At 65.9% G+C, this 22884-nt stretch carries 17 protein-coding genes; 4 read left to right on the plus strand and 13 right to left on the minus strand.

From position 1 onward, the window contains the following. Nucleotides 1-121: 121 nt before the first annotated feature. Genes A3AS_RS0101485 through A3AS_RS0101495 form a run of 3 tightly spaced genes read left to right on the plus strand, consistent with a single transcriptional unit; the run spans nucleotide 122 to nucleotide 5227 of the window. A complete protein-coding gene (locus A3AS_RS0101485) occupies nucleotides 122-802 on the plus strand; it encodes a response regulator transcription factor (RefSeq protein ID WP_038947105.1) in 681 nt (226 codons plus the stop codon). Next, nucleotides 786-2246: an ATP-binding protein gene (locus A3AS_RS0101490; protein ID WP_018315832.1), complete on the plus strand. Its 1461-nt coding sequence runs from the start codon at nucleotides 786-788 to the stop codon at nucleotides 2244-2246. The genes A3AS_RS0101485 and A3AS_RS0101490 overlap by 17 nt, the downstream gene beginning before the upstream one ends. Next, on the plus strand, nucleotides 2243-5227 hold the full coding sequence (locus tag A3AS_RS0101495; protein WP_018315833.1) for a bifunctional [glutamine synthetase] adenylyltransferase/[glutamine synthetase]-adenylyl-L-tyrosine phosphorylase: 2985 nt from the start codon (nucleotides 2243-2245) through the stop codon (nucleotides 5225-5227). The genes A3AS_RS0101490 and A3AS_RS0101495 overlap by 4 nt, the downstream gene beginning before the upstream one ends. Here A3AS_RS0101495 and A3AS_RS0101500 read toward each other — a convergent pair. Genes A3AS_RS0101500 through A3AS_RS0101520 form a run of 5 tightly spaced genes read right to left on the minus strand, consistent with a single transcriptional unit; the run spans nucleotide 5187 to nucleotide 11164 of the window. Beyond that, nucleotides 5187-5417: a formate dehydrogenase subunit delta gene (locus tag A3AS_RS0101500; protein WP_018315834.1), complete on the minus strand. Its 231-nt coding sequence runs from the start codon at nucleotides 5415-5417 to the stop codon at nucleotides 5187-5189. The two genes, A3AS_RS0101495 and A3AS_RS0101500, sit on opposite strands and share 41 nt — an antisense overlap. Continuing rightward, on the minus strand, nucleotides 5407-6234 hold the full coding sequence (gene fdhD, locus A3AS_RS0101505) for a formate dehydrogenase accessory sulfurtransferase FdhD (RefSeq protein WP_018315835.1): 828 nt from the start codon (nucleotides 6232-6234) through the stop codon (nucleotides 5407-5409). The genes A3AS_RS0101500 and fdhD overlap by 11 nt, the downstream gene beginning before the upstream one ends. Nucleotides 6235-6238: 4 nt before the next feature. Continuing rightward, the gene (gene fdhF, locus A3AS_RS0101510; RefSeq protein ID WP_018315836.1) at nucleotides 6239-9124 is read right to left on the minus strand and encodes a formate dehydrogenase subunit alpha; all 2886 of its coding nucleotides are present in this window, start codon (nucleotides 9122-9124) and stop codon (nucleotides 6239-6241) included. A gap of 10 nt (nucleotides 9125-9134) precedes the next feature. After that, the gene (locus A3AS_RS0101515) at nucleotides 9135-10691 is read right to left on the minus strand and encodes an NADH-quinone oxidoreductase subunit NuoF (RefSeq protein ID WP_018315837.1); all 1557 of its coding nucleotides are present in this window, start codon (nucleotides 10689-10691) and stop codon (nucleotides 9135-9137) included. Further along, nucleotides 10688-11164 carry a formate dehydrogenase subunit gamma gene (locus A3AS_RS0101520; protein ID WP_018315838.1) on the minus strand — a complete coding sequence of 159 codons (477 nt, stop codon included), beginning with the start codon at nucleotides 11162-11164 and terminating at the stop codon, nucleotides 10688-10690. The genes A3AS_RS0101515 and A3AS_RS0101520 overlap by 4 nt, the downstream gene beginning before the upstream one ends. Nucleotides 11165-11389: 225 nt before the next feature. Between A3AS_RS0101520 and A3AS_RS0101525 the strand changes: the two genes are divergently transcribed. Next, nucleotides 11390-12283, plus strand: coding sequence for a LysR family transcriptional regulator (locus A3AS_RS0101525; RefSeq protein WP_018315839.1), 894 nt, complete (start codon nucleotides 11390-11392; stop codon nucleotides 12281-12283). A 3-nt stretch (nucleotides 12284-12286) separates the two neighbouring features. Here the strand turns inward: A3AS_RS0101525 and A3AS_RS0101530 are convergent, their stop codons facing one another. From A3AS_RS0101530 to A3AS_RS48845, 8 genes are all read right to left on the minus strand, one after another. Continuing rightward, nucleotides 12287-14617 (minus strand): PAS domain-containing sensor histidine kinase, encoded by a 2331-nt coding sequence (locus A3AS_RS0101530; protein ID WP_018315840.1) that lies wholly within the window; start codon nucleotides 14615-14617, stop codon nucleotides 12287-12289. A 227-nt stretch (nucleotides 14618-14844) separates the two neighbouring features. Next, complete coding sequence (locus A3AS_RS0101535; protein WP_018315841.1) at nucleotides 14845-16218, minus strand: cation-efflux pump; 1374 nt, start codon at nucleotides 16216-16218, stop codon at nucleotides 14845-14847. A 206-nt stretch (nucleotides 16219-16424) separates the two neighbouring features. Beyond that, nucleotides 16425-17396, minus strand: a complete 972-nt coding sequence (locus A3AS_RS0101540) for a zinc-binding dehydrogenase (RefSeq protein WP_018315842.1) — start codon at nucleotides 17394-17396, stop codon at nucleotides 16425-16427. Between the two features lie 25 nt (nucleotides 17397-17421). After that, on the minus strand, nucleotides 17422-18417 hold the full coding sequence (locus A3AS_RS0101545) for a nitronate monooxygenase family protein (RefSeq protein ID WP_018315843.1): 996 nt from the start codon (nucleotides 18415-18417) through the stop codon (nucleotides 17422-17424). Between the two features lie 1330 nt (nucleotides 18418-19747). Further along, nucleotides 19748-20398 (minus strand): hypothetical protein, encoded by a 651-nt coding sequence (locus tag A3AS_RS0101550; protein WP_018315844.1) that lies wholly within the window; start codon nucleotides 20396-20398, stop codon nucleotides 19748-19750. 47 nt (nucleotides 20399-20445) lie between these two features. After that, nucleotides 20446-20643, minus strand: a complete 198-nt coding sequence (locus A3AS_RS0101555) for a hypothetical protein (protein WP_018315845.1) — start codon at nucleotides 20641-20643, stop codon at nucleotides 20446-20448. 188 nt (nucleotides 20644-20831) lie between these two features. Next, nucleotides 20832-21935, minus strand: coding sequence for a hypothetical protein (locus A3AS_RS0101560; protein ID WP_245283123.1), 1104 nt, complete (start codon nucleotides 21933-21935; stop codon nucleotides 20832-20834). After that, a complete protein-coding gene (locus A3AS_RS48845) occupies nucleotides 21932-22237 on the minus strand; it encodes a hypothetical protein (protein WP_245283124.1) in 306 nt (101 codons plus the stop codon). The genes A3AS_RS0101560 and A3AS_RS48845 overlap by 4 nt, the downstream gene beginning before the upstream one ends. Between the last annotated feature and the right edge of the window lie 647 nt (nucleotides 22238-22884).

Raw genomic sequence — 22884 nt, forward strand, 5'->3', positions numbered from 1 at the left:
CCCCCCAGCTTCACCGCCCGCCTTTTTCTCGATGCCAGAGTCTCCCCCTCGGCTTGCATGCGATTGCCGCTCGCGCCATGTTTAGAGAAGGTTGACCTCCTTGACCGCCGCCGAACGCACGATGCGCCTCCTCATCATTGAAGACGACCGCGAATCCGCCGACTACCTCGTGAAGGCGTTTCGCGAAGTCGGACACATTGCCGACCACGCCGCCGACGGCGAGGAAGGCCTTGCCATGGCTGAGAACGGCGATTACGACGTGCTGGTGGTCGACCGCATGCTGCCCAAGCGCGACGGCCTGTCGCTGATCGGTGCGCTGCGCGACCAGGACAACACGACGCCGGTGCTGATTCTCTCCGCGCTCGGACAGGTCGACGACCGCATCAAGGGCCTGCGCGCCGGCGGCGACGACTATCTGCCAAAACCCTATTCCTTCGCCGAGCTGCTGGCCCGGGTCGAGGTGCTGTCGCGCCGCCGCGGGGGACCTGCCGAGGACACGCTCTACCGCGTCGGCGATCTCGAGCTCGACCGGCTCTCTCATCGCGTCGCCCGCGGCAAGGACGAGCTGACGCTGCAGCCGCGCGAATTCCGCCTGCTCGAATATCTGATGAAGCATGCCGGCCAGGTGGTGACGCGCACGATGCTGCTCGAGAACGTCTGGGACTATCATTTCGATCCGCAGACCAACGTGATCGACGTGCACATTTCGCGGCTGCGCTCCAAGATCGACAAGGGCTTCGAGCGGCCGCTGCTGCATACGATCCGCGGCGCCGGGTACATGATCCGTGACGGCATTCGGTAAACTCGTCCGCACCACGGCGTTCCGGCTGACGCTGGTCTATCTGCTGCTGTTCGCGATGTTCGCGGCTTCGCTGCTGGCCTATTTCGCCTGGAATACGCGGCGGCTGATCACCGAGGAAATCACGCAGACGGTCAATGCCGAGACCTCGGAAATCAACGAGATCTACGGCCGCGGCGGCATGTTTCGCCTGGTGCGCACGATCGAATACCGCGCGCTGCGCCCGGGCGCCAACCTCTATCTCGTGACGACGCCGACGGGGCAGGCGATCGCCGGCAATGTCGGCTCGCTGGCGCCCGGCGTGATGGCGACGCGGGGCTGGTCGGAGACGGCCTACCGGCGGATCGAGGACGCCGACGACCGCGACCATCGCGCGCTCGTGCGCGTCACCGAACTGGAAAACGGCTTCCGGCTTCTGATCGGCCGCGACCTCGCCGAACGGCGTCGCCTGTTCGGCATCGTCGCCAAGGCGGCGCAATGGTCGATCCTGATCGTCGTCGTGCTCGGTCTCGGCGGCGGCATCTTCGTCGCGCGCCGCGTGCTGAGGCGCATCGACGCGATGACCGGGACCGCGCAGCGCATCATGACCGGCGATCTCAGCGGGCGTCTCCCGGTGGGACGCAGCGGCGACGAGCTCGACCGCCTCGCGGAAAATCTCAATGCCATGCTGGAGCGGATCGAGGCGCTGATGGCCGGCTTGAAGGAAGTCTCCGACAACATCGCCCACGACCTCAAGACGCCGCTGACGCGCTTGCGCAACCGCGCCGAGGAGGCGCTGGCGAAATCGGGCTGCGAAGCCGATTACCGCGCGGCGCTGGAGCGGACCATCGAGGAATCCGACGGATTGATCCGCACCTTCAACGCGCTGCTGATGATCGCGCGCGCGGAGTCAGGGCAGGCGCGCGGCAACATGGATGATTTCGACGCCGCAGAGGTCGCCAACGGCATCCACGAGCTCTACGAGCCGCTCGCCGAAGACGACGGCATGACCTTGAAGGTCAAGGCCGAGCCGACGCCGGTTCACGCCAATCGCGAGTTGATCAGCCAGGCGCTCGCCAATCTGGTCGAGAATGCGATCAAATACGGCAAGCCGGTCGCGCAGGCCGGCGGAACCGTGGTCAGCATGGACGCGAGGCCGATCACGATCGAGGCCCGACGCGACGGCGACAAGGTGCTGCTCAGCGTCACCGATCGCGGTCCCGGCATCCCCGAAGCCGACCGCGCGCATGCCGTCGAACGATTCGTTCGCCTGGAAGCGAGCCGCACGCTGCCGGGCTCCGGCCTCGGTCTCAGCCTCGCTTCTGCGGTTGCGACATTGCACGGCGGTGAGTTGAGGCTGGGCGACGCCCAACCCGGTCTCGTCGCAACGCTGGCGCTGCCCGCGCGCGCCGGGGCCGGCGACAGGGTTGCTCCGCCAATACCGGATGTGCCACAGAAGGTGGCATGAACCACTCCGCGCCGGGAAACGCGGACAAGCATGGTGAGAGGCTGGCCGCGCGCTTCGCGGAGGCTCCCCATATTGCCGCTTCCACAACCGACGAACGACGTCTTGAAAGCTGGCTGTCCGAGCTCGAGCCGACCCAATCGGCGCGTCTCGAAACGCTGCTGACGCAGCCCTTCGCCCGGAACATCCTGACCGGTATCGCGGAATTCTCGCCCTATCTGTTCGATCTGGTGCGCGCCGATGCCTTGCGCCTGATCCGGTTGCTCGAATGCGATCCGGATGCGCATCTGACGGCGCTCATCGCGGAGGCGAGGGGGGCGGTGCTCGCGGCCCCTGACGAGGCCGAGGTGATGCGACTGCTCCGCCGCATGAAGGCTGAGGCCGCGCTCCTGACCGCCTTGTGCGACATCGGCGGGGTCTGGCCGGTGATGCGGGTGACGGCGGCGCTGACCGATGTCGCGGTGTCCTCGGTGCAGGCGGCGCTCCAATACCTGCTGCGGCAGGAAGCCGCACGGGGCAAGATCTCGCCGCCCAATCCCGAGGCGCCCGAGGAGGGTTGCGGCCTGATCGTGCTCGCGATGGGCAAGATGGGGGCGGGCGAGCTGAACTATTCCAGCGATATCGATCTCATCGTGTTCTTCGATCCCGACGAGACAACGCTTTCAGCGGACATCGAGCCGCAGCCGTTCTTCGTCCGGGTCACGCAGGGGATGGCGCGCATCCTGCAGCAGCGCACCTATGACGGCTATGTGTTTCGCGTCGACCTGCGCCTGCGTCCCGATCCATCCTCGACCCAGGTCGCGATCTCCCGTGACGCCGCGCTGAATTATTACGAGCGGGAAGGGCGCACCTGGGAGCGCGCCGCGATGATCAAGGCGCGTGCCTGCGCCGGTGATGCCAGGGCGGGCGAGGCATTGCTCGCCGAGATCGCGCCCTTCGTCTGGCGCAAGCATCTCGATTTCGCCGCGCTCGCCGACGTCCACGACATGAAGCGGCAGATGCAAACCTATCGCGGCCAAAGCGAGGTCGCGGTGGAAGGGCACAACGTCAAGGTCGGCCGCGGTGGCATCCGCGAGATCGAGTTCTTCGCGCAGACCCAGCAATTGATCGCCGGCGGCCGCCATCCGGAATTGCGGGTGCGGCCGACACTCGAGGCGCTCGACATTCTCGCCTCCAGCAACTGGATCACCGTTGCGGCGCGTGACGAGCTGACCATTGCGTACGAATTCCTGCGCCGGGTCGAGCATCGTCTCCAGATGATCGCCGACGAGCAGACCCATGCGCTGCCTGAGGACAAGGACGCGGTCGAGCGCTTTGCGCGCTTCTTCGGCTATGCGGATCGCGAGGCCTTCGCGGGCGAGCTGCTGCGACAGCTCAAGATCGTGCAGGGGCACTACGAAAAACTGTTCGAAGGCGACGATCCGACCGGCACGGCAAAGCTGCCCGCGCTCGACTACCGTGCGGGTCCCGAGGATCCGCGCCTGCTCCAGCACCTCGCGACGCTCGGATTCAAGAAGCCTGCCGCGGTCGCGCAGACGGTGCGCGACTGGATCACCGGCGACTATCGCGTGTTCCGCAATGAGGCGACGCGCAGCGCCTTCGTCGAGTTCGTGCCGGCCCTGATCGACGGCCTTGCCCATGCCGAGGAGCCGGATCGCGCCGTCGTGGCGTTCGATCAATTCCTTGGGGCGCTCCAGCGCGGCGGCCGGCTGATCACCCTGCTCGGCCAGAACCGCGAGCTCGTCGCGCTGGTCGCGCTGGTGCTCGGTGCGGCGCCGCGGCTCGGCGAGATGCTGGCGCGGCAGCCGCAGCTGATGGATGGCCTGATCGATCCGCGCTTCTTCGGCGCCATGCCGGACAGGCAGGAATTGTCGGGGCGGTTGGCTGCGACCGTGCAGGACGCCGGCTCATACGAAGAGTTCCTCGATCGGCTGCGCCTGTTCGGGCAGGAGAGCCTGTTCCTGATCGGCACGCGCATTCTCTCCGGCACCGTCTCGGCGCAGCAGGCGAGCACGGCCTTTGCCGACGTCGCCGAAGGAATCGTCCACACCGTGCATGGCCTCGTTGCCGACCGCTTCGCGGCCCAGCATGGCCGGATCAAGGGGCAGGAGACCGCGATCATCGCGATGGGCCGGCTCGGCAGCCGCGAGATGACGGCCTCATCCGATCTCGATCTGATCCTGCTCTACGATTTCGACAGCGACAATCCGGACTCCGATGGGCCGAAATCGCTGCAGGGTCCGCATTATTTTGCGCGGCTGACCCAGCGCCTGATCAGCGCGTTCACGACGCGCACCAATTATGGCGTGCTCTACGAGATCGACATGCGGCTGCGTCCTTCAGGGCGCGCCGGTCCCGTAGCCTCGAGCCTCGTCTCATTCGCGGATTACCAGGCCAACGAGGCCTGGACCTGGGAGCACATGGCGCTGACGCGCGCGCGCGTGGTGTCGGCTTCGCCCGAATTCCGGATGCGGATCGAACGCGTCATCCGCGGCGTCCTGACCCGCCGCCGCGATTCCGCAATCACCGCCAACGACGTCGCCGACATGCGACGCGCGATCGCCCAGGAGAAGGGCGAGGCCGATTGCTGGGATCTCAAACATGCCGCCGGCGGCATGGTCGACATCGATTTCATCGCGCAATATCTCCAGCTCGTGCACGCGCACGATAAGCCGGAGATCCTCGACGTCAGCACGTTGCAGGTGCTCGACAATGCATGCAGGCTCGGCGTCCTCCCGCAATCGGAGACCGAGATATTGCGTGCGGCCGCACGGCTCTATCACGACCTCACGCAGATCCTGCGGCTCTGCGTCAGCGACCGCTTCAAGCCGGAAACCGCGGGCACCGATCTGCAACGCGTGATGGCGCGGGCCGGCGACGCGCCGGATTTCTCGTCGCTGGAGGCGCGCGTGAAGGAGACGCAGAGCGAGGTGCGGCGCGTGTTCAGGGCGCTGCTGGAAGGGACGTTGCCTTCAACGAGCTGAGCGCCTCGCGGACGTCAGGCTCGAGCCCCGCGCCGCCGGCATCGAGATGGGCGAAGATCGCGCGCTTCATCCTGGGATCCCAGAACTTCTTGATGTGCTCGGCGATCCCCGGCACGGCCTTGCCGTGGCCCTGGCTCTCGAAGAACTTGCCGATCTGGTTGGCCATGTAGATCAGGCGGTCAGGCGACATCGGCAACCTCCGTGGCATGGCGACCGACGATCCGGTCACCATGCGAAAACACCTCGAACCCATCCTGGCGGGCAATGGCGATCAGCGTGATGCCCGCGGCTTCCGCGGTACGCACCGCGAGCGCGGTGGGCGCGGACACCGCGATCATCACCGGCGCGCCGATCGCCGCAGTCTTCTGCACCATCTCGACCGAAACACGGCTCGTTAGCAGCACCATGCCGGCGCCTGCGTCGGTGCGGCTGCGCGCGAGGGCGCCTGCGAGCTTGTCCAGCGCGTTGTGGCGGCCGACATCCTCACGCAGCGCGACGATGTGGCCGGCAGGGGACCAGAACGCGGCGGCATGAACCGCGCGGGTCTGCAGATTGATCGATTGCAGCGGCGCGATCGCCTGCATCGCCGTCATGATTTCTTCCGGCGTGAAGCTCTGCCCCTGCGGCACGACCGCAGCGGGTCGCACGGCTTCGGCAATCGACTCGATACCGCAGATGCCGCAGCCGGTGGGACCGGCGACGTGGCGGCGGCGCTCGCTGATCAGTGCCGCGTCATCCGACGCCAGCCACATCCGCAGCTCAATGCCGTCGTCGAGGCGAACAATTTCGAGCGAGCGGATGTCGTCGACCGATTTAACGATGCCTTCGCTCAGGCTGAAGCCGACCGCAAAATCTTCCAGGTTCTGCGGCGTTCCCATCATGACGGCGTAAGTGCCGCCATTATAGGTCAGAGCCAGCGGCGTCTCCTCCGGAATGAACCGCGTTCCTTCGGACGCGACGCCGTTGCGCCAGATTCCGCGATCGATCGCCTGGACAGCTACATGCATGCGGTTACTCCGCGGCCTCGGCCGGCGCAATGCGCCGCGACTGGCGCGCCTGGGCGTCATAGGCCTTCTGCCAGTCGGACGGGCCGTTCGAGGGCGAGACCTCGACCGCCGTCACCTTGTATTCGGGGCAGTTGGTCGCCCAGTCCGAATAGTCGGTCGTGATGACGTTGGCCTGCGTGTCCGGATGGTGGAAGGTGGTGTAGACGACGCCGGGCGCCACGCGATCGGTGATCTCCGCACGCAGCGTGGTCTCGCCGGCGCGGCTCTTCAGCCGCACCCAGTCGCCGTCGCGCACGCCGCGCTGTTCGGCATCGTGCGGATGAATCTCCAACCGGTCCTCGGCGTGCCAGACCACGTTGTCGGTGCGCCTTGTCTGCGCGCCGACATTGTACTGGCTGAGGATGCGGCCGGTCGTGAGCAGCAGCGGATAACGCGGACCGGTGCGCTCGTCGGTCGCGACATATTCAGTGACGACGAACTTGCCCTTGCCGCGGACGAAGCCGTCGATATGCATCACCGGCGTGCCTTCGGGCGCCTTCTCGTTGCAGGGCCACTGCACCGAGCCGAGCTCGTCGAGCTTGGCGTAGGAGACGCCGGAGAAGGTCGGCGTCAGCGCCGCGATCTCGTCCATGATCTCGGAAGGATGGCTGTAGTTCATCTCGAAACCCATCGCCTTGGCAAGGCCGATGGTGACCTCCCAATCGGCCATGCCGTTCTTCGGGGTCATCACCTTGCGCACGCGCTGGATGCGGCGCTCAGCGTTGGTGAAGGTGCCGTCCTTCTCGAGGAAGCTCGAGCCGGGCAGGAAGACATGGGCGTAGTTCGCGGTCTCGTTGAGGAAGAGGTCGTGGACGATGACGCATTCCATCGCGGACAGTGCAGCCACCACGTGCTTGGTGTTGGGATCGGACTGCAGAATGTCCTCGCCCTGCACGTAGATCCCCATGAAGGTGCCCTCGACCGCGGCATCGAACATGTTGGGAATGCGCAGGCCCGGCTCGGGGTTGAGCTTGACGTTCCACAGCGCCTCGAACTGATCGCGCACTGCGTCGCCGGAGATGTGGCGATAGCCGGGCAGCTCGTGCGGGAACGAGCCCATGTCGCAGGAGCCCTGCACGTTGTTCTGGCCGCGTAGCGGGTTCACGCCGACGCCGGGACGGCCGATATTGCCCGTGACCATCGCAAGGTTCGCGATCGCGATCACGGTGGTCGAGCCCTGGCTGTGCTCGGTGACGCCGAGGCCGTAATAGATCGCGCCGTTGCCGCCGGTGGCGTAGGTGCGGGCGGCTTCGCGCAGATCCTTCGGGTTGACGCCGGTGAGGATGGCGGTGGCTTCCGGGCTGTTCTTGGGCTGCGCGACAAAGGCCGCCCATTCCTCGAACTCGCTCCAGTCGCAACGCTCGCGCACGAAGGCTTCGTTGACGAGGCCCTCGGTGACGATGACATGCGCCAGCGCGGTCATGACCGCGACGTTGGTGCCGGGCATCAGGGGCAGGTGCAGCGCTTTCACATGCGGCGATTCCACCATCTCGGTGCGGCGCGGATCGATCACGATCAGCTTGGCGCCCTGGCGCAGCCGCTTCTTCAGGCGGGACGCGAACACCGGATGAGCGGAGGCCGGATTGGCACCGATCACAAGGACGACGTCAGTGTCCTCGACCGAGTCGAAATCCTGCGTGCCTGCGGAAGTGCCGAAGGTGGTGGCAAGGCCATAGCCGGTCGGCGAGTGGCAGACGCGGGCGCAGGTGTCGACATTGTTGTTGCCGAAGCCGGCGCGGATCAGCTTCTGCACCAGATAGGTCTCTTCATTGGTGCAGCGGGACGAGGTAATGCCGCCGATGGCATCGCGGCCGTATGTCTTCTGGATGCCGCGCATCTTGGCGGCGGCAAACGAGAACGCCTCGTCCCAGGACACTTCGCGCCAGGGATCCTCGATCCGTTCGCGGATCATCGGATTGAGGATGCGTTCGCCGTGGTTGGTGTAGCCCCAGGCGAAGCGGCCCTTGACGCAGGAATGGCCGCGATTGGCCTTGCCGTCCTTGTACGGCACCATGCGCACGACTTCCTCGCCGCGCATCTCGGCCTTGAAAGTGCAGCCGACGCCGCAATAGGCGCAGGTGGTGACGACGGAGTGCTCGGGCTGGCCGATTTCGATCACCGATTTTTCGGTCAGCGTTGCGGTCGGGCAGGCCTGCACGCAGGCGCCGCAGGAGACGCATTCCGAGCCGAGGAAGCTTTCGCTCATGCCCGGCGAGACGCGGCTGTCGAAGCCACGGCCGGAGATGGTCAGCGCGAAGGTGCCTTGCACCTCCTCGCAAGCGCGGACGCAGCGCGAGCAGACGATGCACTTGGAGGGATCATAGGTGAAATAGGGATTGGACTCGTCCTTCGGCATCCAATGGTCGTTGTCGCAGCCGTGGCTCTTGCCAGGTGACTTGGCGAAGACGTGGTTTTCGCCCTCATAGCCGTAGCGCACGTCGCGTAGGCCCACGGCGCCGGCCATGTCCTGCAGCTCGCAATCGCCGTTGGCGCCGCAGGTGAGGCAGTCGAGCGGATGGTCGGAAATGTAGAGCTCCATCACGCCCTTGCGCAGCTTCTTCAGCCGCTCGGTCTGGGTGTGCACGACGAGCCCGTTCATCACCGGCGTGGTGCAGGAGGCCGGCGTGCCGGCGCGGCCCTCGATCTCGACGAGGCAGAGCCGGCAGGAGCCGAACGCATCGACCATGTCGGTGGCGCAGAGTTTTGGGATCTGATGGCCGGCGTCCATCGCGGCGCGCATGATCGAGGTGCCCTCGGGCACCGTGACCTCATTGCCGTCGATGGTCAGCGTTACCATCGTTTCCGATTTGGAAGCCGGCGTGCCGAAGTCGATTTCTTCGATCAGAGACATTGTCGTTCTCCTATTCCGCGGCCTGAAGCGTGGTCGGTGCCGGAATGAAATCCTCCCGGAAGTGCTTCAATGCACTGAGCACAGGGTAGGGCGTGAAGCCGCCGAGCGCGCAGAGCGAGCCGAATTTCATGGTGTTGCAGAGGTCTTCGACCAGCGCGAGATTTTCGCTGACGCGCTCACCGTTGATGATCTTCTCGATGGTCTCGACGCCGCGGGTCGAGCCGATCCGGCAGGGCGTGCACTTGCCGCAGGATTCGACGGCGCAGAATTCCATGGCGAAGCGCGCCTGCCTGCGCATGTCGACGCTGTCGTCGAACACGACGATGCCACCATGGCCGATCAGGCCATCGCGCGCTGCGAAGGCCTCGTAGTCGAACGGCGTGTCGAACAGGGCACGGGGGAAATAGGCCCCTAACGGACCGCCGACCTGCACGGCGCGGACCGGCCGGCCCGTGAACGTGCCGCCGCCGATGTCGTCGACGAGCTCGCCAAGCGTCACGCCGAAAGCGGTTTCATACAGCCCGCCATAGCGGATGTTGCCGGCGAGCTGGATCGGCATCGTGCCGCGCGAGCGGCCCATGCCGAAATCCGCATAGGCATTGGCACCCTCGGCGAGGATGAAGGGGACGGCCGCGAACGACAGCACGTTGTTGATGACGGTCGGCTTGCCGAACAGGCCGTGATGCGCCGGCAGCGGCGGCTTGGCCCGCACGATGCCGCGGCGGCCTTCGAGGCTCTCCAGCAGCGAAGTTTCCTCGCCGCAGACGTAAGCACCGGCGCCGACCCGGACTTCGAGGTCGAAGCTGTGGGTGGATCCGCCGATCTTGTCGCCGAGATAACCGCCGCGCTTGGCAGCCCGGATCGCAGCGTTCATCGCTTCGACCGCATGCGGATATTCGCTGCGGATGTAGATGTAGCCCTTGGTCGCGCCGACGGTGATGCCGGCGATGGTCATGCCCTCGATCACCAGGAAGGGATCGCCTTCCATGATCATGCGGTCGGCGAAAGTGCCGCTGTCGCCTTCGTCGGCGTTGCAGACGATGAACTTACGGTCGGCCTTGGCCTGCGTGACCGTCTTCCATTTGATGCCGGTCGGGAAGCCGGCGCCACCGCGGCCGCGCAGGCCCGAGGCCGTGACTTCGTTGAGGATCGCATCCGAGCCGAGTGACAGCGCGCACTCCAGCCCCTTGTAGCCGCCATGGGTGCGGTAGTCGTCGAGCGAACGCGGGTCGATCACGCCGCAACGGGCGAAGGTGAGGCGGGTCTGGCGCTTCAACCAGGGAATCTCGTCGGTCGCCCCCAACCGCAGCAGATGTGGCGTGTTGCTCGCGAGCGCGTCGAGCAGGGAGGGCACATCGGCTTCAGTAACCGGGCCGAAAGCGATCCGGCCCTGTGGCGTCGCCACCTCGACCAGCGGCTCCAGCCAGTACATGCCGCGCGAGCCCGTCCTGACGATCTCGACTGCAATGCCGCGCCCGGCTGCTGCCTGCTCAAGCGCCAGCGCAACCTGATCAGCACCAACGGCGATCGCGCCGGCGTCGCGTGAGACGAACAGACGCAAGCTCATCGCTGTGCCTCCACAATCAACGCATCGAGGCGCTTCTGATCGAGCCTGCCGATGAGGCGGCCGTCGAGCATTGCGGACGGGGCGGTGGCGCACAGGCCGAGGCAGTAGATCGGCTCCAGCGTGACACGATCGTCGGCCGTCGTGTTGCCGAGCGACACGCCGAGTTTTGCTTCGGCGCGCGCCGCCAAGGCATCGCCGCCCGCGGCCTGGCAGGCCTCCGCGCGGCAGAGCTTCAGCACGTGGCGGCCGGCCGGCTTGTGGCGGAAATCATGATAGAACGTGAATACGCCGTGGACTTCGGCGCGCGACAGGTTGAGCGCCTGCGCGACCATGGGAATGGCGGCCTCCGGCACGTAGCCGAACGCCTCCTGCAGCGCGTGCAAGATGACGAGCGTCGCGCCCTCCTGGTTGGCGTGCTCGGCGATGATTTCGGCGCCGCGCGTCTCGTTCCAAGGCTCAAAAACCGCTGTCATTCTTCGTTCTCAACCAGAGCGTTTCCTTGGGCGCAAACTAGTTGGAATCATTCGAAGATCAATAAAGCTGTCCCGTGCTGCGATTGCGAATTCGGATCGATTTGCAACCGCAATCGACCGATACGAATTGGTAATGGAAGTTGGATCGGCTGCCGGTTTTTGCGTGTTGGCGCAGGCCCGGCGTGCTAGCTTGCATGCCACGATGGAATTCGAGGGGACGACCGGTTGATCGACAAACTTGAACTATTGCTGGCGCTGGCGAAGGAGCGGCATTTCGGACGCGCGGCGGAGGTCTGCGGCGTGACGCAACCGACGATGTCGACCGGGCTCAAGCAGCTCGAGGAGATCCTCGGCGTGATGCTGGTGCAGCGCGGCTCCCGTTTCCAGGGGTTCACCCCGGAAGGCGAGCGGGCGCTCGACTGGGCGCGGCGGATCGTCGGCGATGCCCGCGCGATGCGTGACGAGATCAACGGGCTGAAGCATCAGCTCTCCGGCGAAATCCGCATCGCGGCGATACCGACCGTGCTCGGCATGGTGGCCGCGCTGACGACGCCGTTTCGCGCAAGGCATCCCGAGGTGCGTTTCAGCATCCGCTCAACGACCTCATCGGAGGTGCTGGGATTGCTCGAAAATCTCGAGGTCGATGCGGGGCTGACCTATATCGAGAACGAGCCGATCGGCAAGGTGCGGACCATTCCGCTCTACAACGAGAGCTATCGTTTGCTGACGTCGCCGGACGGCATGTTTGGCGACCGCGAGACGGTGACCTGGAAGGAAGTCGGGCAGGTGCCGCTGTGCCTGCTGACGCCCGACATGCAGAACCGCCGCATCATCGACCGCGCGCTGCGTTCGGTCGGCGCGGAGGCGACGCCGACGCTGACCTCGAACTCGCTGCTGGTGCTGTTCACGCATGTGAAGACGGGGCGCTGGGCGAGCGTGATGCCGGCCAAGCTTGCCGAGACGCTCGGCCTGTCCGACACGGTGCGCTCGATCCCGATCACCGATCCTGACGTCAATTACAGCATCGGCATGGTGATCCCGCAGCGCGATCCGATGACGCCGCTGATCGCAGCGCTGGTCAATGTCGCGCGGGAAGTCGCGCCGTCGCTGCAGCTGTAGGGATCACGCCGCCGCCGAAATCCCGGACGCAGCCTTGATCGCGTCGCGCGGCAGGGTCACGCGGACGACGGTGCCGACCTCGATCTTGGAGCGCAGCCGCATCGAGCCGCCGTGGAGTTGCGCCAGCGAGCGGGCGATCGCAAGGCCGAGGCCCGAGCCGTGATAGGTCTTGGTGAGCTGGCTCTCCACCTGCTCGAACGGGCGGCCGAGCCGCGCCAGCGAATGCGGCGCGATGCCGATGCCGGTGTCGGCGATCATCAGCACGATCCGGTCGTCGAGTTGCCGGCTGCGCACCACGACGCGTCCGCCGTCCGGCGTGAATTTCACGGCGTTGGAGAGCAGGTTGACGATGATCTGCTTGGTGGCGCGGCGGTCGGCGACGACGGAGATGGATTTTGCGATGTCGGCATCTAACGTGATGTGCTTGTCCTGGGCCCGGCCGGTGACGACCCGCAGGGATTCCGCCAGCGTCCGCGACAGGTCGAGCTCTTCCATGTCGAGCTTCATGCGGCCCGCCTCGATCTTGGACATGTCGAGGATGTCGTTGATGACCTCGAGCAGATAGTGGCCGCTGGTCAGGATGTCCTGGCAGTATTCCTGGTACTTTTCGCTGCCGAGCTCGCCGAACATGCCCGAGCCCATGATCTCGGAGAAGCCGATGATGGCGTTGAGCGGCGTGCGCAGCTCGTGGCTCATATTGGCGAGGAATTTCGACTTGGTCTGGTTGGCTTCCTCGGCGCGGGTCTTCTCGCGCTGGTACTTCTCGGCGAGGTCGGCAAGCTCGACCGCCTGGCGCTCCAGGGCCGCCTGCGAGCGCTTCAGGTCGATGACGGTGGCGCGCAGGCGCAGATCGTTGTCGACCAGCTTCTGCTCGTGCTCCTTGATGCGGGTGATGTCGGTGCCGACCGAGACGTAGCCGCCGTCCTTGGTGCGGCGCTCGCTGATGTGCAGCCAGCTGCCGTCGTCGAGCTGCGCCTCGAAGGTGCGCGCGCCGGGGCCTTGGGCAGCGGTCTCGTTGTGGCGGGTGCGCACCTCCGGCATGCGGCCGACCTCGAGCACGGTCTCGTAGGAGGTGCCCGGAATGACGGCGGTGTCGGGCAGCTTGTGCAGGCGCTGGAAGTGCGAGTTGCAGAGCACGAGGCGGTCGCTCGCGTCCCACAGCACGAAGGCTTCCGGGATGGTCTCGATCGCGTCGCGCAGGCGGAGGTCGGCTTCCACGGTCCTCTCGGCAAGGCTCTTCTGCTCGGTGATGTCGACGGCGATCCCGATCAGGTGCACGCTGGAATCGGTCGCCCCGCGCGTCTTCTCGCAGCGGACGCGGAGCCAGATCCAGTGGCCGTCGACATGCTGCATCCGGAAGGTCTGGTCGATGTGGTCGATCTTCTCGGAGATGAGCTGGTCGGCGATCGCGAACAGGTCGATGTCGTCGGACTTCACCAGCGCGTTGACCTCGCCGAAGGTGAGGAGCTCGTTGCGGCCGTCGAGGCCTAGCATCGAGAACATCGACTGCGACCAGAAGATCCGGCCGCGCGACAGGTCCCAGTCCCACAGCCCGCAACGGCCGCGGTTGAGGGCGGTGTCGATCCGGCCGCGCACGGCGTCGTTGATGAGGTCGCCTTCGCGGGCGCGGGTGGACTGCCAGTGGAAGGCGAAGCCCAGGATCAGGACGACGAATCCGGTGGTCGCCGACAGCGTCACCGAGAGCGCGGCGTCCGAGCCCCAGATCGGCTCGTTGCGCTCCTGGATCACGGTGACGAAGCCCGGCAGCGACTTGATCTGCCGCGAGGTCGCCATCGCGGCGTTGCCGGTCGGCAGCGTCATGTCGGAGACGTTGCCGTCGCGTGTCGGCGCCGCGAGCAATTGTGCTGTCGTGATGGCATCGAGCAGGCGGTCGTTACCGGAAGGGTCGCTGTCGACTGGGACGCGGGCGAGGAGACGGCGATCGACGCCGGCCGAGGTGACGATGACGTGGCGGCCCGAGGCCGTGCCCCAGGACGGGATCATATCCGGCAACAGCGCCGGCAGGCTCTCGATGTTCTTGAGCCGCTCCTGACGGGCGGAGGTCAGGCGGTCGATGCGTTCGGCGAGCAGGTCGGCCAGCGCCGAGATGTCGTGCCGGATCACCAGCCGCTTCTGACGCGTCTGATCGACGACCTGCACGAAGGCGCCGAGGCAGATCGTGATCAGGAACGCGATGATGAGCGTCGGCACGGCGCGACGAAGCGCCGGCTCTGCAATCAAGAGCCGATGATAGGCAGGTTTCGCGATCGATTGCGCCAATCCCTTGATCGAATCGGATTGGACGCACGCGTTCGCGGCGTCTGCACGCGACATGCCTTCGGCCCCCTAAAAACCTAGCTTGCAACTGAAGTTCGGAGGCAGCCCCACATCGCTTCCGAATCACAGCGATTTGAATCCAGTTTTCGCGGGGTGTCGAGAGTCAATGAATCGTTAACGCGAAATTATTCTTATCCCACGCGCAGTTTGCGCATCGCGCGTCCGCAAACGCACGGGCGCGAGGAGTCCGAAACGAGAACGTGTGACTCCTCGCACGCTCTCCGTCACGCACGCGGCGGTTCGGCGTGGCTGATCACGCGCTTCACGCTCGGGAACGCGCGCCGCAGCGCGCGCTCGATGGCGTCGACGTGCTCGTGCACCTTGATCACGCTCATCGACGGCGCGGCGCGGCAGTGGAAATTGACGATCTCGCCGGCGTCGGTGTTGCGGACGCGCACATTATGGATGTCGTGGATCTCGCCGCCAGCGGCATATTCGGTCAGCGCGGCGGCGATGGCCTGGACGCGTTCCGGCGCGGCATCGACCCCGAACGGCAGTTCCGGTTCCAGCGGCTCGATGTGGACGTCGACCTCGACGTCCTCGCCGAACTCCTCCTGGATGTTGCGCTCCAGCGTGTTGGCGACGTCGTGGGCGGCCTCTAACTGCATCCCGGCGTCGACCTCGAGGTCGATGCTGACGATCAGCTTGGCGCCGAGATCGTGCACCGTGACGTGGTGGACGGCGAGGCCCGAATTGCGCGCGATCACCATGATGCGGTCGCGCACGGTCTCGTTGTCGCGTGCGACGGGAACGGCGGTGAAGGAGAGGTCGGTGTCGCCGAACGCCTTGGCGACGGCGGCTTGCGCGTTGTGCTTGATGTCCTCGACGCGGTCGATCGGATAGGTCCGCGGCACCTTGACGATGGTGTCGATGAACGTGGTCGCCCCGACCATGCGCACCCGCAGCCGCTCCACGTCGATCACGCCCGGGACGCTTCGGATCGCGGCCGTAGCCTTCTCCTGCGCGCCCTCCGGGGCGCGGTCGACCAGCGTCTGCACGGTCGAGCCGGCCATGCGCAGGCCGAGCGCTGCGATCATCACGGCGACCGCGGCGGCCGCCGCGGCGTCGCCCCACCAGAAGCCGAGGGCGGCGAGGATCAGGCCGATGATCACGGCGAACGAGCCCATCACGTCGGAGGCGAAATGCAGCGCGTCGGCGGCGAGCGCCTGGCTCCTGGTCTCGCGCGCGGCGCGATGCAGGGCGCGAGCGCGCCAGAGATTGACGACGATGTCGATCACCAGCACGACGAAGGGCACGGCAGAAATGGTGGGCGGCGGGGTTCCCTCGCGCAGCCGGCTGTAGGCCTCAACCAGGATGCCCCCGGCGAGCACGTAGAGCAGGGCGGTAACACCGAGTGCCGAAACGCTCTCCAGCTTGCCGTGGCCGTAATGGTGCTCCTCGTCGGCCGGCTTGTCCGACACCCGCACCACCGCCCAGGTGATGATGGTCGCGACCAGGTCGATCGAGGAGTGCAGCGCCTCGGAGATCAGCGCGAGCGAGCCGATCGCGATGCCGACCACGAACTTGGCCGCCGCCATGCCGCCGCTGGCGAAGATCGAGATCGCGGCGACCGAGGTTTTGTTGTGCTGGGAGGTCATGGCGGGGGATTTAGCAGCCCGGGGGTGAACATCAAGCGGCGATCCACAGCTGTTGTCGCTAGTGATTTGCAGGAGCGATCCGCGTCTTGCTCCGGCCTCCTAGGGTGGGCAAAGGCGCGTTGGCGCCGTGCCCACCATTCGTCCGTGATGGATACCGATCGTGGGCACGCTTCGCTTTGCCACCCTACGGGACCGCTGTCGGCGCTCTACGGCACCGTCACCACGATCTTCCCCAGATGCTTGTTCGCCTCCATGTGCTCGAACGCCTGGTCGATGTCGTCGAATGCGAACACCCGGTCGATCGGCAGCTGCAGTTTTCGCGATTCCACCGCGCCCCAGATGTCCTTCCTGACCTCCTCGAAGATCTCGCGGACCTCCACGATGGTGCGGGTGCGGAAGGTGACGCCGACATAGTCGATGCGGCGCGCGGCGTGCAGGTCGAAGTTGAAATCGGCATGGGTGCCGCCGAGCCGGCCGACATTGACGATGCGGCCCTTCACTTTGGTCGCCGCAAGGTTCTGGCTTGCGACCTTGCCCGAGACCTGGTCAACGATGAGGTCGACGCCTTCACCGTTCGTCGCCTTCAGCACCTCGTCGACCCATTTCGGATCGGAGCTGTCGACGGCGAGGTCGGCGCCGTGCTCCTTCAGCCGGCCGCGGCGCGTGGCGTCGGTCGACGAGCCGATCACGAGCTTTGCGCCCTTGAGTTTTGCAATCTGCATCGCCATCAGGCCGACACCGGAGCTGGCGCCCTGGATCAGCACGCTCTGGCCCGCCTGCACGCCACCGACGGTGACGACGGCGTTGTGCATGGTCGCGAGCGCGACGGGCAGGGTGGCGGCTTCCTCGAAGTTCATGTTCGACGGCGCGCGGAACAACCGGCCGTGATCGGCCAGTGTGTACTCGGCAAACGCAGCGCCGCCCGAGCCCATGATGCGGTCGCCGATCTTCACGCCCTTGGCATCCGGTCCGAGCTCGGCGACCTCGCCGGCCCATTCCATGCCGAGCACGGTGCCGGCGCCGCCGGCCGCGCCGTGGGCGTGCCCCTTGCGCATACCGGTGTCGGCGCGGTTGAGCCCGCAGGCGCGGACGCGCACCAGCACCTGCGTGCCCTTCGGTTTTGGTTGAGCGACGTCGGAAATCCTAGCGCCCTCAGGGCCGTAGACGTAAGCCTTCATGGATTGCTCTCGCTTCTTGCGGTGATTATTCGGCGGCTTCGCGTTGCGGCTGAACGATCATGCCCTCCAGCCGGCTGCGAATGATCGCTTCCGCCTCGCGCGCGATGCGGGAGATGAGCTCGGCGCAGGTCGGAATGTCCTGGATCAGGCCCTGCACCTGTCCGGCCGACCAGATGCCTTCGTCGGAATTCCCGGTCGCATAGACCATCTTGCCGCGGGCACCGGCGACGAGCTCGCGGATGTCCTCGAACTTGGCGCCTTCCTTCTCCATGGCGACGACCTTGGTCGAGATCTCGTTCTTGGCGACGCGCGAGGTGTTGCGCATGGTGCGGAAGATCAGCTCGGTCTCGCGCTCGTCATTGGCGACGATTTTCTCCTTGATGAGCTGGTGGATCGGGCTTTCCCTGGTCGCCATGAAGCGCGTGCCCATGTTGATGCCGTCGGCGCCCAGCGCCAGCGCGGCGACGAGGCCGCGGGCGTCGGCAAAGCCGCCCGAGGCGATCATCGGGATCTTGATCCTGTTGGCGGCGGCGGGGATCAGGATCAGGCCGGGCGTGTCATCCTCGCCGGGATGGCCGGCGCATTCGAAGCCGTCGATCGAGATGGCGTCAACGCCCATGCGTTCGGCCGAGAGCGCGTGGCGGACGCTGGTGCATTTGTGCACGACCTTGACGCCGTGCTTTCTGAACTCGTCGACGTGCTCCTGCGGCTTGTTGCCGGCGGTCTCGACCACCTTGATCCCGGCCTCGATGATGGCGGCGCGGTATTCGGCATAAGGCGGCGGCTTGATCGCGGGCAGGATGGTGAGGTTGACGCCGAACGGCTTGTCGGTGAGGTCGCGGCAACGCGCGATCTCCTTGGTTAGATCCTCCGGCGTCGGCTGGGTCAGCGCCGTGATGAAGCCGAGCGCGCCGGCATTGGCGACCGCCGCGACCAGCTCGGCGCGGCCGACCCATTGCATGCCGCCCTGGACGATCGGGTGCTCGACGCCGACGAGTTTCGTGAACCGTGTCTGCAACATGATGTGTTTCCCCTGATATGGCCCGCAGGCTCTGTTGTCGGTTGATGGCGCAAGGATGCCGCCCGGGTCGGGAAATGTCTATTGCGCGGGCGTGCGGTGGGGGCGGGGCGATCATGCGGGCGGTGGGGATGATTCCGCGGGGCGGATAATTTTGTTCCGTCATCCCCGCGCAACCGCGAAGCGGCTGTCGCTGGAGGTGCGAGCTGCACGGTGCGAAGCAAGGTGCAGCAAGCCTCGAAGGATGAACGGCCACGCTGCGAAAGCCGGGCTGTCGCCCTTCGAGGCTTGCTCAGTGGCGCGATGCGCCCCCGAGCGCGCACCTCAGGGTGACGATCATAGATTTGGACCCGCGGCAATAAGCAGTTTGTGCTCATCGCAGACACACCTTCGCGCTCTCGCGGCATCTGCGCCCGAGTTTTGCTTCGTCGCGTTGCCCTCATGAAAGACAAGGGCGCAGGGAAGGCCGGGCGCCGGCTGGCACCCGTAAGTCCGTGCGCGAAAAAGATGCACACGGGGTGGACCACAGGTGAGCCGAACGCCCGGCCTTCCCCTGCGCGATGGTTTACGGCGTACTTCGTGCTCTCCCCGGGGAGCGATGCACTATTGCCCCCGTCGCCTTGCGGATGACTGATGCGCGCACCGGTTGGCCGCCACATCACCGCAGGACTTGACGCACAGACCCCGGGCGTCAGGACCACACGACTTGACCGTCCGCGCACGTCTTCGCATGTCGCTTCGAGTGCTGGCGCGTGCTCACGCCCGAAGCCATGCGAAGACGCTGTCGGCGCCGGGTCGTATGCGCGAAGCGCTTTGCTCACGGTTTCCCGCCCTGCAATGCTGCTCGCGCCCGACGCCGTCGCGTCCATCGCACCCCGGCCCGCGGTTCGTGACGATCGCGATCCGCCCCTTGTCTCGGGCCAGGGTGGCTTGTGTGTACGACAAATCCGAATTTCGGTAAAGTGGAATATTTTGGCGGGCGGGCTTGACAGGCGGAGTAGAGAAATTGGCAGGGTGTTTTGCCCGACGGGCGAGGGTGCTCCGAACGTGCCGGAGCGCTATGCGCACCGCTGCGTCAACCACCGTCATTGCGAGCGCAGCGACTTGTCCGCCGAAGCCTTTGGCGAAGGCGGAAGCAATCCAGAATCCCTCCGCGGAAACACTCTGGATTGCTTCGTCGCAAGGGCTTGCCTCGCAATGACGCCGGAGGTGACGGCGGCGGTTCGTAGCCCGGATGGAGCGTAGCGCAATCCGGGGCCCATGCGACGAGCGAAGGCGGTCCCGGATTTCGCTTTCGCTCCATCCGGGCTACGAGGCCGCCGCTACAGGGCAGCTACTCCGCCGACAGCCGCACCATCTGTCGGCCGCCGTTCATGTCCTTGAGGCTGTTGACGAAGTTTTCCGGGCGCTGCCAGCGATACGGGACCTTCAGGCCCATGAACTCGGCGATGTCGCCGATGAAGCCGGTGCAGTTGGTGGTCTCGGCGTTCCAGACCGGCGAGCTCGCCTGCAGTTTCTTGATGTAGGCGAACACGCGCTTGGCGTCGGCCTCGTTCAGATAGACCCGGTAGCTCGCGGTCAGATATTCCGGATCGAGATCGCCGTAGCTTGCACCGGTCTCCGACGGCACGAAGGTGATGTGGCCGAGCACGTAAGCCAGCGTGTCGCCGGCGGGCGTGAGGCCTGCGACCTCGACCGCCTTCTCGCTGGTCTTGCCGTACCAGACGAAGGCGTGGCCCCAGCTCGCGGCCGTGCGGGCGCGGAAGTCGACGTAATAGGGACCTTTCTCCACACGCGCGACGGAGCGCCGCGCCGCTTGCGGCTGAGGCCGCGATGTGGAGCCGGTCGTGGCAAGCGCGTTGGCATCGGCAACGCGCTTGTTCGCTTCGTGGGCCGAGGCCGAGGGCGTCGTACACGCGATCATGGCCGCGAGGGCGAACCCCGCAAGGATGCAGGGTCCCGATCGATCAGGTTTGTTCGTCACGCTGTGCCCCTCGACTGTCGGCCGCTTACGCTAGTCTTGCTTGCGTTTCAGTAACGCGCAGCGACCGGGCCGGGCGCCTTGCCGATCGGGGCCTTTCCAACCGGGCTCTTGCCAATCGGCATCTTGCCGATCGGCGCCTGCTCGGCCGGATAGACCGGCACGGGCTGGCGGCGCGGCAGATCCGCAGCGTTCGCAGCCGTCACCAGAGCAAGCGTGGCACCCAGAGCAATTACAATCTTCTTCACAGCGATACCCCTAGAAGGTTTGGTCCAAACACGGCAGTGCCGTGCCCCCCAGACACGCCTCACAGAAGGGCGGCCGAATGCGACCAAGTTGCGGCGCGCGCGGGACATGTTGGCGGCATATCTCTGACGCGCACAGATGTGATGTGTCTGGATGTTTCGGAGTGCTGCTGTCAGTCCTACGCGGCAACTCACCCGATCCGGTTGAGGCTATTCCTGATCGTCGAGAAGATGCCGCCGATGTCCTTGCGCAAGGCATCGAGCGCGTTGAAATTGTCGAAGATGCGGGCGAGGCGGTCTTCGACCTCGCGCTTGCTCTTGGTGAGCGCGTCGACGCGCGAGGCGAGGGTGACGTCGCCGTTCGCCTCGATCTCGCCGACGGTTTTGGCGAGGAGGTCGCGGGTGCTGCCGACCTCCGCGATCAGGGCCTCGATGCCGAACACCGGCGCCTTCAGCGGGACGAGGTCGGCCTGCGATTTCGACAGCTCCGCCTTGAAGGCGTTCAGCGTCGCCAGCGTCTCCTGCAGGGCGCCGAGGCGCTGGCGCGACTGCAGGACGAAATCGTTCAGCGCGTTCTGCCGGTCGGCAAGGGTCTTGCCGTCGGGGTCGGTCTCGACGTCGGCGAGCGAGCGTTCGAGCTGGGCCTGGCGCTGGCCGAGCTCTTCGAAGTCGAGCCGGATGCTTTTGAGAATGTTGAAGCTGTCGTCGATGCGGGCGAGGCGCTGCTCGATCTCGATCTTGTTCTTCGACAGCGTCTCGACGCGCGTGGGAAGCGGCGTCTCGCCGCCGGTCTCGAGCTCGTCGATGGTCTTGGCAAGGCGCTCGTGGCCGAGGCTGAGCTCGCCGATCAGGGCGTTGATGCCGGCGTCGGTTGACCGCAGCGGCACCAGCTCCGCGTGGGATTTGGCCAGATCCTCCTTGTACTGGTTGAGGGTCGCAAATGTCTCCTGGACGCTGTTCACCCGTCCTAGAAGCGCCGCCACGTCGCGCGCGATGTCCCTTTGCCGGTCGGCAAGGTTGTTCTTGCGATCGTCGGTCTCGAGATCGTGCAGGGAGCGTTCGAGCTGATTCTGGCGGTCGCGGATCTCGGTGAAGATCGGCTCGACCGCGCGGCGCTGCTCGGCGATTTTGCCGACCATGTCGCGCAGGTGCTGCTGGCGACTGCGGATTTCGGCGAGCTGGTCGTGCATGTCGGTGGATTGGTTGCGCCCCTGCTGGAGCAGCGCGCGCTGCTCGGTCTCGCCCAGCTTGTCGTGGAGCGCGGAGACCGCCTCCCTCGGGTCGCTCTCGATCAAATGCTGGACGGTGGCGTCGAGATGGTTTGCAGGGCGTGGGCGACGACGACGTCCTCGCGGGTTTTCTTGAGCCGGTCACGCAGCGTCTTCAGGCTGCGGTCCTGGCGCGACAGCCGCCAGGCTGAAGCGCCGATCAGGGCCAAAGCGAGGGCGGGGAAGACTCCGGTCGCGACGCGTTGCGGCACCGGCAGGCTCGCGAACCAGGCGGGCAGGTGACTGAAGTCGTGACCGAGCGCCTGCTGGGCGAAGACCGCGACGATGGCCAACAGGCCGAACCAGGCAACCAGGAAAAACAGCCACATCGTGAATTCCTCACGCCGTTCGCCATGATTGCCAAGAGCGGAACCGGGCGCAAGGGGCGGAGAGGCTTGTAGGCTGTTTCGGGCGGCGTGATCCACGGCTGGTTGCGTTGGGCCTATGGGTGGAGGCGGCGCGGGGAGTGCCGGGTTTTCCCGGACAGACGTTCCCCACACACGCGTCATGCCCGGGCTTGTCCCGCCTGCGCGGCCGAAGCCGCTTCGGCGCGGCGAAGGCCCGACCAACCTAGTCAGTGATGTGTCCGAACAGGTGTCAGCCATGTCCCCGGACTCTAAACAACAAACCCGGCCATGACGGAGCGAGCAGCATTAGTAGCCCGCATGAGCGGAGCGACATGGGAGACCATGCGAAGAATCGTCCCGGATGTCGCTTGGCTCATCCGGACTGCGGCGCCGTGCGCGCTATCATTTCCCGAGGAAGTTCGAGCGCATCTTGTCGGCGAACCAGACCGCGAAGATCGCACCGAACGCGAGAGCAAAGTACAGAGCCGTCCACAAAAGTGCATTACCTGCATTCGTCATGGCGTCCTCCCTGGCGTCAGAAATGGATTGCCCGGGAAGGATAAGGCGGCCGTGCCGGTGCGATTTGCGCCGGATCAATTTTGCCGCGCTGCAGCGAGAATAAGTGAGTA

The organism is Bradyrhizobium sp. WSM2793 (assembly GCF_000379585.1).
GTDB lineage: Bacteria > Pseudomonadota > Alphaproteobacteria > Rhizobiales > Xanthobacteraceae > Bradyrhizobium.